8 protein-coding genes and 2 pseudogenes are annotated in these 12,477 nt (G+C 56.1%); 6 read left to right on the top strand and 4 right to left on the bottom strand.

Annotated elements, in window-relative coordinates; all coding sequences use genetic code 11:
- Window positions 1–194 precede the first annotated feature (194 nt).
- Window positions 195–1,196 (bottom strand): tyrosine recombinase XerC, encoded by a 1,002-nt coding sequence (locus GSD1FS_RS00630; RefSeq protein ID WP_155587933.1) that lies wholly within the window; start codon window positions 1,194–1,196, stop codon window positions 195–197.
- 195 nt (window positions 1,197–1,391) lie between these two features.
- Here GSD1FS_RS00630 and GSD1FS_RS00625 point away from each other — a divergent pair, with 195 nt between their 5' ends.
- The 4 genes and pseudogenes from GSD1FS_RS00625 (at window position 1,392) to GSD1FS_RS00605 (ending at window position 6,612) form a co-directional block, all read left to right on the top strand.
- Window positions 1,392–2,177, top strand: a complete 786-nt coding sequence (locus tag GSD1FS_RS00625; RefSeq protein WP_155587932.1) for an ABC transporter ATP-binding protein — start codon at window positions 1,392–1,394, stop codon at window positions 2,175–2,177.
- Window positions 2,178–2,180: 3 nt separating this feature from the next.
- A pseudogene (locus tag GSD1FS_RS00620) lies at window positions 2,181–5,026 on the top strand (ABC transporter permease).
- Between the two features lie 522 nt (window positions 5,027–5,548).
- Entirely contained in the window at window positions 5,549–6,427 is an 879-nt protein-coding gene (locus tag GSD1FS_RS00610) for an aldo-keto reductase family protein (protein ID WP_155587931.1), read from the top strand.
- Window positions 6,424–6,612 (top strand): hypothetical protein, encoded by a 189-nt coding sequence (locus GSD1FS_RS00605; protein WP_196424985.1) that lies wholly within the window; start codon window positions 6,424–6,426, stop codon window positions 6,610–6,612. The genes GSD1FS_RS00610 and GSD1FS_RS00605 overlap by 4 nt, the downstream gene beginning before the upstream one ends.
- Before the next feature lie 442 nt (window positions 6,613–7,054).
- On the opposite strand, the gene GSD1FS_RS00600 is transcribed toward GSD1FS_RS00605, so the two are convergent.
- Both GSD1FS_RS00600 and GSD1FS_RS00595 read right to left on the bottom strand, forming a co-directional pair.
- Entirely contained in the window at window positions 7,055–8,191 is a 1,137-nt protein-coding gene (locus GSD1FS_RS00600) for a glycerate kinase family protein (RefSeq protein WP_155587929.1), read from the bottom strand.
- Between the two features lie 105 nt (window positions 8,192–8,296).
- Window positions 8,297–9,595: a GntP family permease gene (locus tag GSD1FS_RS00595; RefSeq protein ID WP_155587928.1), complete on the bottom strand. Its 1,299-nt coding sequence runs from the start codon at window positions 9,593–9,595 to the stop codon at window positions 8,297–8,299.
- Between the two features lie 321 nt (window positions 9,596–9,916).
- Between GSD1FS_RS00595 and GSD1FS_RS00590 the strand changes: the two genes are divergently transcribed.
- Together GSD1FS_RS00590 and GSD1FS_RS00585 are read left to right on the top strand one after the other, a co-directional pair.
- Entirely contained in the window at window positions 9,917–11,101 is a 1,185-nt protein-coding gene (locus GSD1FS_RS00590) for a CdaR family transcriptional regulator (RefSeq protein ID WP_196424984.1), read from the top strand.
- Window positions 11,088–11,348 carry a DUF6725 family protein gene (locus GSD1FS_RS00585; protein WP_155587926.1) on the top strand — a complete coding sequence of 87 codons (261 nt, stop codon included), beginning with the start codon at window positions 11,088–11,090 and terminating at the stop codon, window positions 11,346–11,348. Before GSD1FS_RS00590 ends, GSD1FS_RS00585 begins: the two co-directional genes overlap by 14 nt.
- Before the next feature lie 26 nt (window positions 11,349–11,374).
- On the opposite strand, the pseudogene GSD1FS_RS00580 reads toward GSD1FS_RS00585, so the two are convergent.
- Window positions 11,375–12,471, bottom strand: a pseudogene (locus GSD1FS_RS00580) (prephenate dehydrogenase).
- Window positions 12,472–12,477: the final 6 nt, after the last annotated feature.

Here is a 12,477-nt window from a genome sequence, read left to right as displayed (position 1 = left end):
TTCCTCATGCACCTGCATTGACAGAGAAGAACTCCACAACCCATGCATTCAACCATAAGAAACATTCAATATAAAAGTGACTCATATATATTGGTTATATTGGTCACAGAAAAACGCGAACGCCCAAGACGAGCCACTTCTTCATCGCGAACTTGCATAAGCCCGCATAATCTCGCGCAATCTCGGGCGATACGCTACGCGCGCGGAAACGCCTGCCGGTAACGCGCCTTGAGTTGTTCGATCGAAACGTGTGTATATCGCTGCGTCGTCTGCAACGACGAGTGGCCGAGCAGCTCCTGCACTTCGCGCAGATCCGCGCCGCCATCGAGCAGATGCGTCGCGGCGGAGTGACGCAATGCGTGCGGACTGATGTCGGGCACCCCCGCCTCCTTCGCCTGCGCGTGCACCACGTCGCGTACGATCCGCTGATCTATGCGTCCGCCGCGCGCGCCCAGAAACAGCGCATTACCACTGCGCTCGTTGGCGAGAAGCGGCCTGCCGTCGTTCAGCCACTCCCTCACCGCACGCTCGGCGGGCACGCCGAACGGAATCACGCGCTGCTTGTTCCCCTTGCCGAGCACTCGCACCGTTCTATTGGAGAATTCAAAAGAGCCGATGTCGAGCCCAACCAACTCTCCCACGCGCATGCCCGTCGCATACAGCAGCTCGATCATCGCGCAATCACGCAGAGCCATTGCGCGAGCGTGCGCGGTCTGTGCATCGCTCGCATCTGCTTTCGCGGTTTTCTGCGCGTTTTGCGCACCGTTTTCATTGGCATTGCGCGCATACGCGTGCCCCGGCATGCTCTCGCCGGCTTCGGCGTCCACTGTGTCGAGCAACCGCTCGGCCTGAGCTTCGTTCAGCACTGCGGGCAGATTCTTGTCTATTTTGGGAATCTGCAATGATTGCGCCGGATTATGCGAACAGTAATTCTGCTCGTAACTCCATGCGAAGAACCGGCGCACGGCGATTGTTTTTCGCGCGAGAGATGATTTGCTCAGCGTTTTCGAAGCGCGCGCCATCCACATGCGCAGATCGTCAAGCGTCACGTCTTCGAGATTCGAGCAGCCGAGCGTGTCAAGCACATCCAGGCATTGCGAAATATCACTACGGTAGGCAATGCAGGTGTGTTCACTCAAACCACGATTGGTGCGCAGATAGTCGATGAAGCGCTCCATCACTACTCTCGCGTCCATATTCACTTCCATCTCGTGAGAATTCTCCAAGCGGAGAAATACCCCATATTATAAGCTGGTCTTTTGTTTGCGAACGACATGTGTCTGTCACGCATCTGCCACCATCGTAGCGGATTATGCGAGGGTACGCAGAACGTGCACGCAGTGAGTATTGCAGTCGTTCGCGCAAGCGGCAGAAGTGCAAGAAAGGACCCCATGAGCACAAGCAGCAACGCCGATCCAATCGTGGCGAAAGCAGTGGATCTCTATAAAAGCTATGGCGACGTCGACAACAAAGTGACGGCGCTCGACCACGTGAGCGTGGACTTCAAGCGAGGGCAGCTCACGGCGATCATGGGACCGTCGGGTTCCGGCAAATCCACGCTCATGCACTGCATGGCGGGGTTGGACACCCCGACGAGCGGGCAGGTGTTCGTCGAGAATCTCGAGGTCTCCGCAATGAAGCAGAAGCAGCTCACGCAGTTGCGCCGCAAAGAGATCGGCTTCATCTTCCAGTCGTTCAATCTCGTGCCCACGTTGAGCGCAAAAGAGAACATTCTGCTGCCGTTGCAGATTGCGCACAGGCCGATCGACATGGATTGGTTCAACAAAGTGGTGTCGGTGGTCGGCTTGCAAGATCGCCTTGACCACCGCCCCAGCCAGCTTTCAGGCGGTCAGCAGCAGCGCGTAGCCTGCGCACGCGCAATGATGGAACGCCCGAGCGTCATCTTCGCCGACGAACCGACCGGCAACCTCGATTCGCGGTCGAGCCGCGAAGTGCTCGGCTTCCTGCGCCAGTGCGTGCGAGACTACGGCCAGTCGATCGTCATGGTCACGCATGATCCGCGCGCCGCGAGCTTTGCGAACCGCGTGCTCGTGCTCTCTGACGGCAAGATCACGCAAGACATGGATCACCCGACCTACGACGAGATTCTGTCGGTGTTCGCAGAGCACGACGATCCGGAGAATGGGCCGGTCGACGTCGAATCGACGGAGGCCTGAGCAATGATTCGCATTGGTTTACGAGACGCCAGGGCGCACATGCGTCGATTCGTGATGTCGATCATCGCCATCGCCCTGGGTGTGTCTTTTGTAGTCGGTTCGTTCTGCTTCCGCGAGATGCTCAACGATCAGGTGTCTCAGATGATGGGCACGAATTCGGACCATGACGTGTATGTGCGAGGTGCCACCGAGCAGAAGAATGACGCGGATTCCACCAGTTCCACGAGTTCTTCGTCCATCACGACGTACAACGAGATCAGCACCGACCTCGTGAAGTCTCTGGAAAAAGTCAAAGGTGTGGCGAGCGCGAGCGTCACCTATTCGATCAGCGGCGTCGTGCTACTCGACCATGACGGCAATGCAGTGTCTACGGTCGGCGCGCCTACTCTGCTCATCGGCGCCGACGCTCAGCAACCTTGGCGTTCCGCGAATTTCGTCTCCGGTTCATACGCAAAAACCGACAGCGAAGTGGCGTTGAACGAGGAGGCTGCGAACAAAGCTGGTGTGACAACCGGAGATTCCACGAGAATCGTCATCGACGGCGAACCGCATGACGTGACCGTTTCGGGCGTCTTCTCGACAAGCAATTCGCAGTTGGGAGCGTTGCTGGTGCTCGGGCAGCCTTCGATGGTCGAGCACTATTTGCAGCAAGAGGGCACATCGACCACGCAAACGCAATACATCGCGGCATTTACGGCAACGATTCAACGCCGTTGACGCAAGACGAGCAACAGCAGCTCGCGGATCGGGTCAACGCCGCGCTGACCAAAGACGATGACGCGCACGCCATCACCGGCGATTCGCTCCGCGATGAGGAGACGAAGAGCACGCAGGATGCACTTGGATTCATTCAGCCGCTTATTCTGATTTTCGCTGCGATCGCGTTGTTCGTCGGCGCATTCATCATCGCGAACACGTTCACGATGATCGTGCGCGATTCGATGCGCGGCTATGCGCTGCTGCGTTCGGTGGGCGCCTCCCCCGCGCAGGTGTTTGGCACGGTGATTATTCAGGCCGTGATTCTCGGCTTGGTCGGCTCGGTGCTCGGCGTGCTGCTCGGCTGGGGGCTGCTCGAACTCATCGCCTGGGCTCTTTCGAACAACGGCATGCCATTGTCGGGGTCGCCGGCGCCTTCGGCCACCGATGTGGCGATCGGCATGATCGTCGGCATTGTGGTGACGATCATCGGTGCCACGTTGCCGGCTCGCACCGCGGCGACCGCACCGCCCATTCAGGCGATGAACGAGACGGTGAACCCCGAGAAGCCTGTCGCCAAGCGTGGCTGGCTTGGATTCATCATGGTCATTGTCGGCTCGGTGTTCTGGGTGTTGTGCTGGATGCTCAACGCGCAGAAAGTGCAGTGGTCGTGGCTTGACACGCTCGGCACAGGGTGGACGCTTGGCTTGGGTGCCGCGTTCGTCGTCATCGGCGTGATCGTCGTCTCCCCCGCATTCGTCACCGCCGCGGCGAAAGTGCTCGGCTGGATTCCGACGCTGATCTTCCCTGTGACCGGCAAGCTGGCGACGCGCAACATCGGTCGCGCCAAGCGGCGCACGGCGAACACAGCCGCCGCGCTGTTCGTGGGCGTGGCAATCGTCAGCTGCTTGGGCGTGGTGGCGTCATCGATGAAGGGCTCGGTGAGCGACATGATCGACAACAACCTGCATGCCGATTATGTGCTCACTTCCGCTTCGATGGCCCAGCCGATATCGCAGAAGGCAGCCGATGCAGTCGAGAAAACCGAAGGCGTGGGCGCGACCAGCACGATTCGTCTGCTTCCCACGGTGAGCGCGAAAGACGCCAAGAAGACCACGTTCACAGCCGTCATCAACACGGATCTGGTGACGAAGCTCTACCCGATCGACAAACAGGAGGGCGATACCGCCAAGGCGTTGTCGAACGGCGAGGCGGCGATCGGCAAGAACGTTGCCGACGATGAGGGTTGGAAGATCGGCGATACGATCGAGCTGACGTCGAAGAACACGGAAGTCGATGAAGAGGCCACGGCTGAAGCCATAAAAGCCTACCAGAACAAGGTGGAGACCCAGGCCATGACCTTGCAGGAGGAGGCTCAGAAGCTCGCCCTGTCGGGAGATGCTGCCGGCGCCCAGCAGAAAGCGCAGGAAGCTCAGGACGTGGTCAAGCAGGCGCAGAACGTCGATCAGAAGCAGTTCGTCAAGACGAAGGAAGTCACGAAAACCGAGAAAGTCAAGATCGGTGCGATCATCGACGAATCGGTGTATATGGATAACATCTTCGTTTCCGAAGACACTGCGAAGAAACTCTGCGACACGAATATGATGCTGATCACGCAGATGTATGTGCAAGCCAAGTCCGGCACGAATCTGGAGACGTTGCGCACCAATCTGCAGAAAGCGGTGAAGCCGTACTACACGATCACCGTCATGGATCGCGACAGCTTCAAGTCGACGATGAGCACGATGATCAACACGATGCTGTCGATCATCTACGCGTTGCTCGCCCTGTCGATCATCATCGCGATCTTTGGCATCGTGAACACGTTGGCATTGAACGTCTCCGAGCGCACCAAGGAAATTGGTTTGCTGCGCGCCATCGGCACGTCGAACGGCCAGATTCGCGGTATGATCGCCATCGAATCGGTCATCCTCTCCGTATTCGGCACGCTGCTCGGCATCATCACCGGTGTTGCCGCAGGTGTGGTGATCCGTGAAGCATACAAGGCGCAAGGTTTGAACACTCTGAGCATTCCGTGGGGTCAGCTGGTGCTGTTCCTGTTGCTCTCAATTGTGATTGGTTTGATAGCGAGCATCTCGCCAGCCAGCCGCGCATTGAAGCAACCCGTGCTCGATGCCGTCGCCAGTGAATAATTAGTTCGCCGTTATTCATTCTGTACAGGGCCTGCGAATCAGTTGTTTAGAACAGATTCGCAGGCCCTCCTATGTAATCCACTTCGTATGCACACATACTGCACATGCAACATAATATAAAGCAGCAAATCTTCTGTATAAAACAGCAAAACTAGTAGTAGAAACAGCAATATATATAGTTTTGCCGTTCTTACCTGAAGTTTTGATGTTTTTACCTATATACCGGACCTCAAATAGGTAAAAACAGCGACAAAATCTTGCAAAACAGCAAAACTAAGTCTTTTCGTTGTTTTTACCAACATTTTGCTGTTTTAACTTACTCAGCAAGCAGAAAAGCATATAAAACAGCAAATCTTATTGAGAAAACAGCAAATTAGTCAAAACGGCAAATCCAGCGCACGACTTATCCACAATAATTTCTATCCGACGCCAGTCATCCACATTTCAGTGCACGAAAGTCTAGTTTTCCACACCACTGCTTTTCGGTAGACAGCTTGGCACCGCAGTGTATACGGTGACGCTATGAATAATGCACAGATAGAAATTCAGCAGCTCGTACAGCGAGCAAAGCGCGAACACCGATGCTTCACTGCAACAACGCGCGCAACGCATCAGACACTTTTGCGCTTGACCAAACGCGATATTTTCGTCAGCCCCTACCTCAACTTGTTCTATCCAAAAGAGGAATGGCAGGTGATGCCGTATTGCCAGCAACATCTCTACATATTGCGCGGCCTACAGAAGATTCATGCTTGGGTGGCAGCCGGCATGTCGGCAATAGAGGTGCACGGCATGCCGCATCCGTGGTCGCAGCATGACGGCCTCATCACGATAGCAAGTAAATGGGCCAGCAGTAATCCCTACGGCGGGAAACGATATGCGACGCCGAGTGACGCGCCCCCAAACTCTTTTGTTCCCGGCTCTCCCCCGGCTATTCTTACGCCGGTGCGCGGCTCAAAACAACCGTTGCGACGCCTGTTCATCACCAACGATGAAACAGTTACCGTGAGCGGGATTCGCACCACTTCCTTGTTTCGCACAGTTTTCGACGCAGTTATGCTCGGCACTTTTGACTCTGCTTTGGAATGCGTAAATCATGTGCTGCGTACGGGTATTTCAAAACAAGATCTCAGAATATATTGCGCGCAGCTGCACGCAAATCCGCGTCGCATGGACTGCATATTGAAATATGCGACTCCGCTAGCTGAGAATGGCGGCGAATCAATGGTTCTGGCCGCTATTATTCGTGAGGGATTCGCCATTCCAGAGCTTCAGCACGAATTCACTAATTTTGAGAACCCAAGTGCTCCGTTACGCAGTGATTTTTATTGGAAACCACAGATGGAAGAATCATCGTGCTGGAATTCGACGGACTTGGCAAATACAGCAATCCGTCAATGACACGGCGCGCGGAGGAAGAGAACATTACACGACAGGCAAGGCGTGACAAGATGCTGTTCGATCAGGGAGTTTCTGAGATCATTCACTGCTTCAGCGAAGACATCTATCGACCGGATAGATTAGTGCGCAAACTTGTTGCAGCGCGCGTGCCACGATTACGCCATGCACGCGAGCTGCCGTTCTGAATATTGCATTGTTTTGTATTGCTCTATGTAGTTGTCCTATGCAGCAGTTTGCCGTTTTATCAGCTAATTTTGCTGTTTTAACTCACTTTTTCTATCAATCTGTGACAAAACGGCAAATCCATCGGTCAAAACGGCAAAACTGTCTTTTTGCTGTTCCGGCCGATGGATTTGCCGTTTATACACACTTTTCAGAAGAGAAATAGTACAAAACGGCGAGTCAAGTGGCAGAAACAGCAAAAGCAATATAATTTTGCTGTTTCTACCACTGGATTTGACGTTACAGCAGATGGATTTGCCGTTTTTACTCAGAGAGTTGCCGTTACTGATTATGTCGCAGACTATGCGAATTATGATTAATTAATATTTCTAATTATTACTGATTATTAGTAATAGCCAATTACATAACTCACATAGATTACGCGGGTTGCATGGGTCACACAGATCACTGCCGCGCGATGATGCGCGCCACGTTCTGTGCAGTACGCTCGAGATTCTCGCGGCCATGCGCCAAGGCATCAGACAGGGTGACGGCACCGGGCACAATGCCTAGAATCGCATCGATACCATCGCCGTAGAGCACGTCGGTGCCTTCACCGACATTGCCTGCGAGCGCGATCACCGTGCAATCGGGAGCGGATTCCTTGACGGCTTGGGCTACTCCCATTGGCGTCTTGCCGTAATGCGTCTGGGCGTCGATGCCACCTTCGCCGGTGAAGCAGTATGCAGCATCACGAGCACGCTCCTTGAGATGCGTGGCTTCTACGACGAGTGAAATGCCGGAACGCATCTGCGCATTGGTGAAGGCGAGGAAGCCGGCGCCCAATCCTCCAGCGGCGCCTGCTCCCGGGATATTCTCCACCGATTTGCCTGTATCACGCTCAATGATCTGCGCATAGTGGTGCAACGCGGCATCGAGTTGCTGAACCATTTGCGGGGTGGCTCCTTTCTGGGGTCCGAACACCGCGGAGGCTCCGCGTTCGCCCGTCAATGGGTTCGTCACGTCGGAGGCGAGCAGCATTTCCACGTTCTGCAACCGTGAATCGATGTGAGACGTGTCGATGGCTGCAAGGTTAGCGAGCGCGGCACCGCCGAACGGAAGCTCGTTGCCATCCGCGTCGAGCAGCCGCACGCCCAGCGCCTGTGCCATACCTGCGCCACCGTCATTGGTGGCTGAACCGCCCAATCCGACGATGATCTGCGTGACTCCTCGGCTCAATGCGTCTTTGACAAGTTCGCCTGTGCCATAGGTGGTGGTGACCAATGGGTTGCGGGTGCGTTCATCGACGAAATTGATGCCACTGGCGGCTGCCATTTCGATGACAGCCGTTTCGCCGTTGCCCAGCAATCCGTAGCGTGCTTCAACAGGTGCGCCCAGTGGGCCCGTCACCGTTACTGTGATGAAGCTGCCTCCCGTCGCGTCAACGAGCGATTGCACTGTGCCCTCGCCGCCATCCGCCATCGGAACGAGTTCCAGTTGCGCGTCGGGTATGGCCTTGCGCACGCCTTCGGCAATGGCTTGCGCCGCCTGCTGAGCGGTCATGCATCCTTTGAACGAATCAGGTGCGATAACGATTTTCATGAGTGTTCCTTACCGATGTGATGTAAGTGATGTAAGTGATGTAAGTGCCGTAAATGTATGTAATGGTTATGCGGAGTGCCTATGCATGTGCGTGCACGAGCACACTCACAGCACGATCGTCAGCAGTGTGGCAACGATCGTCATCGTCAGGCCGACGGCGGCTTCGAACGGCACGACCTTCATACGTTCGCTGATGTCCATGTTCATCGACTTCGCAGTGACGTGGAAGTAGTTGCCCTGCGGCAATGCGTCGATCACGGTGGCGCCGGCCTGCATGGTGATGGCGGCGGCCGTCGGAGCGGTGCCGAAGCTCAGAATCGTGTCGCCGAACGAGCCGCTGGCCAGAATGACGCCGGTCGAGGTGGAAGCGGTTGCGGCGGCCATCAGGATGCCGGAGATCGGTGCGAGCAGTGAGCCAGGAACGCCCATGGCGTTGATGAGCCAAACAATCTGCTGCGGCAAGTCTGAAGCCGAGATCAAGCCGCCGATGGCACCCGCTCCGATCAGGATCATCACGACGTCGACCATGCGACCCAAACCGGATTTCGTGTATTCGAGCACATGCTTGCCCTTTCCCATCGCGAGCATGCCCACAATGGCTGCGAACGGCAGAATATACATGGCGTCGATTTGCAGGTGTTCAAGGAACGCAATGTGGGTGAGCGAACCGATTGGGCCAAGCATCAGCAGCACGACTGCGAGAACAGGTGCCACAAGAGCGCGTGACAGACTCGGCAGGTCGGATTCCGAAAGCTCAGCCTTCTGCGTGGCATTGAGATCCGCCAACGTCACCTCTTTGCTGCGGTGTTGCATGATCGAGGCGAGCAGCACGGCCATCGCCAAACCGCACAATGCCGGCACGAAGCTGCCGACCATCACGTCGGAGAGCTGCACTTTGAAGCCTGATGCCGCGGCGATCGCGTTCGGGTTCGGCGAGATGATGTTGCCGGCTTTGCCACCGCCGGAAAGCGCGACGAGCAGTGCGAGCTTTGAAATGTGCATTTTCGAACCTACTTCGATGGCGATAGGCGCGACGATGAGCACGGCGACTGGAATGAACACGCCGATCGCGCAGATGATCATCGTGGCGAGTGCGAGCGCGAAGATGGCGAGCTTGTCTCCCATTGTTTCGACGATGGCTCGAGATATGCGTTCGGCGGCTCCGGATTCCATCATGACACCTGCGAGCACACCGGCGGCGAGCACGCGTATCACCGTTCCCATCACGCTTTGTGACCCGTTCACCACGACGGTGACGGTATCGGCGAGCGAAGCGCCTCCGAGCAGGCAACCGACAACCGCGCCGAGCAACAACGCGTATGTGGCGTTGAGTTTACGCAGAATCAAAAAGATGGCGAGCGCCAAGCCGATCAGTGCGGCCCACCAATGCAATGTTCCGTCCATGTTAAGTTCTCCTCTAATTGCGCGCACGACGTCGCCTTTGGCACCGCACACTATTCTCTAGACTATATGGAAGTGTTTTCAACCATTGAAAACACATTCAGTGAAATATGATTTCAATATTTCAGATACTTCTATTATTGCCATTCTTCGCAATTTCACCACTGTTCCGCGCTACAGAAACATTTCGCGTTTCTCAGTCTCAGATTGGTACACGTACTATTTCTGAACATGCAGCTTTGTATACTAGAAATACACAAAACGTGCCCATATGCGCACAGCAGCACATATCAACCGGCAACAACACTTGCAAAGAAGGTCACGATGGAGATCGACCCGCAGATCGCAGCCACCATAGTCTCGAACATCAAAGACGTACTTCGCCATGAAATCAATCTGTTCGACACCCACGGGCACATCATCTCGAGCACCGACGTCTCGCGCATCGGCACGTATCACGACGCGGCAATGCAGGCCGCGCGCGACCACCGCACGATCTACGTGGATGACGAGCACCAATACGCGGGCGCGAAGAACGGCATCAACACTCCGGTGGTCATCGACGGGCAGGTGGTCGCGGTGATCGGCGTGACCGGCGAACGCGAGGCAGTGGAATCATTCGGCAACGTCATTCGCAAAATGACAGAGATCTTGCTGCGCGAGAATATCGAGCAGACCGCGAAATTCAACCGCCGTATTTCGCAGGCGAATCTGATCAATCAGCTCATTGCACAACACCAGGATTCCGATATCATACGCTACCTCGCCGCTTCCCTCGACTGGGATCGGCATGCGTCCCACCGCATCGTCGTGGGGCGTGTCACCTCACTCGCTTCGATTCCCGACGATGCCACCAGTTTCATTCCCGAGCATGTTTTCAGCAGTATGCCGAACGTGCTGGTCACCGCGGACGCCGACGAATGTTGCCTGATTCTCAACGGCGATGATTCGGCGGACGACATAGTGCAGCGCATTGCAGCGCAGTTGGAAAGCAATAACACGAAAGCCGTGTTCGGTGCGAGTGGCACGACGAATAGCGTGGAGCAGCTGCCGCGACTGTATGAGCAGGCGCAGCTGGCTTTGCACTGGTGTTTGTTCGACCGTTCTGCCACGCTTATGCACATAGAAGATCTTGACTTCGGTCTCATCGTGCCCAGCATGCCGCGCGAAGCGATGAAACAGTTCGTCGAACGCGTGTTCGCAGGGCTCGATGAAACGCGTATCAGTGCACATTTTCGCACGTTCCAGGCGTACGCGTCGTTCAATGGAGGGATCACGCGCGCCGCGCAGTCGCTGTTCATCCATAAGAACACAATGCAGAACCATCTCGATACGATTGCGCGCGACACCGGTTACAATCCACGCGATCTGCGTGATTTCAGCGTGCTCGACACCGCGTTCCGCCTCTACTACTATCTCCGTTTCACGACACGCTCGAAGGCAGTGCCACCGCACGCATATGATTTCGTCGAACTACGGTCTACAGTGAGAGAATATGAGACTTCCTGACATGATTCCGAGCGGCGCACGCGTTGTCGTGCGTTGCGAAGACGGCGTTGACGAGCACACCGGGCGCATGACCTACCGCGATTTCGTCGGGCATGTGATCAACTGGAACGGCGAGCGCCTGCTGCTGCGGCGCGATGCGCCGGCGAACGGGTCGCGCCCTGAGCAGATCGTGCATATCGAGGCGCGCGACATCGCGGTACTCAAACCAGTGCCCGAGCGTACATTCCGAACACAAGATAATAATTAAGTTAATAAATTACTAATTATTACTTATTATTTTGCTCGAATATTTGGCCTCTGCTCGGCGATCAGACGATGGCCTGAAGTGAAACGCACGATGTATTCGCCGTGCTGGGCGGATTTGAGCAACTGTTCGCGCCAATGCTCAGGATCGATGCGAATGGAACGGAACACCGTCTCAGTGCTGTCGGAGAGACGCGTACCGTTGAGCTGCGCCTTGTAGTCGCGGTACGGCTGGCCTTCCGCGAAGAAACGCTTGATCTCCGTGTCATCGCCTTCGTGCAGTGCGTCGGCGATCTCACTGAGTCGGTCAATCATGCGGTGCAGCAGCTCTTCCACATTGACGGAATTCTCGACCACCATTGCGCGCGTGCGATCCGGATCAGTCAACGCGACGCGCGTCATGTCGCGCCAGGAACCGGCGGACAATGCCGAGCGATCGCATTGTTCGGGTCGTTGCTCATCTCGTTGATCAGCGCGGTGGAAACCACGTGTGGCATGTGCGAAATAAGGGAGGCTTCGCGATCGTGCGTTTCGTCGTCGAGCACGATCATCGTGTTGCGCACTCCACGCGTGATCATGCCGGCGATCTGCACGACGCGGCGGTATTGCGTGGTGGGGCCGAACGTCACCGCCCACAGTGCGTCGTCGAACAGCGACGGATCGGCGGCGACCCAACCGGAACGCTCATTGCCGGCCATCGGGTGAGCGCCGACGTAGCAGTCGAGCAGCCCGACTTCGCGCACCTGCGCACGAACCGGAGCCTTCACGCTGCCCACATCGGTCAGCGTGGTTTTGTCGGGGTTGATAAGCGGTTTGATCGTGCCGAGCACTTCCGGCATCGCCATAAGCGGGTTGCATAGCACCAGCACGTCAGGGTCTTCGCGCACGAGTTCTTCAAGAGTGTCTTTGCAATCGATGCCTGCGGCGCGCGCGTTCGCATACGGGTGATCGCGGTGATTCCATGCGCTCACATGGCAGCCCGACTCCCTCAAACGCCTTGCGAGAGATCCCCCGATGAGTCCGAGGCCGACGATGGCCACATGTTTCGGGCATTCGATGCCCTCGGGAGCGATATGCTTCTCTCCGGCATTGTCGCGGTCCCACTGCTTGACCGTTTCCTCATGCATGTCGGG

It is taken from the genome of Bifidobacterium canis, from assembly GCF_009727065.1.
In the GTDB taxonomy this organism is placed as follows: Bacteria; Actinomycetota; Actinomycetes; order Actinomycetales; family Bifidobacteriaceae; genus Bifidobacterium; species Bifidobacterium canis.
The sequence above is the reverse complement of the archived record's forward strand: the minus strand, read 5'-3'. Positions and strand labels throughout refer to the sequence as shown.

Excerpts from the sequence above, each read along its gene's own strand:
- GSD1FS_RS00630 (WP_155587933.1), bottom strand. The coding sequence starts at position 1,196 with ATGGACGCGAGAGTAGTGATGGAGCGCTTCATCGACTATCTGCGCACC.
- GSD1FS_RS00610 (WP_155587931.1), top strand. The coding sequence starts at position 5,549 with ATGAATAATGCACAGATAGAAATTCAGCAGCTCGTACAGCGAGCAAAG.
- GSD1FS_RS00595 (WP_155587928.1), bottom strand. The coding sequence starts at position 9,595 with ATGGACGGAACATTGCATTGGTGGGCCGCACTGATCGGCTTGGCGCTC.
- GSD1FS_RS00590 (WP_196424984.1), top strand. The coding sequence starts at position 9,917 with ATGGAGATCGACCCGCAGATCGCAGCCACCATAGTCTCGAACATCAAA.
- GSD1FS_RS00605 (WP_196424985.1), top strand. The coding sequence starts at position 6,424 with ATGACACGGCGCGCGGAGGAAGAGAACATTACACGACAGGCAAGGCGT.
- GSD1FS_RS00625 (WP_155587932.1), top strand. The coding sequence starts at position 1,392 with ATGAGCACAAGCAGCAACGCCGATCCAATCGTGGCGAAAGCAGTGGAT.
- GSD1FS_RS00600 (WP_155587929.1), bottom strand. The coding sequence starts at position 8,191 with ATGAAAATCGTTATCGCACCTGATTCGTTCAAAGGATGCATGACCGCT.
- GSD1FS_RS00585 (WP_155587926.1), top strand. The coding sequence starts at position 11,088 with ATGAGACTTCCTGACATGATTCCGAGCGGCGCACGCGTTGTCGTGCGT.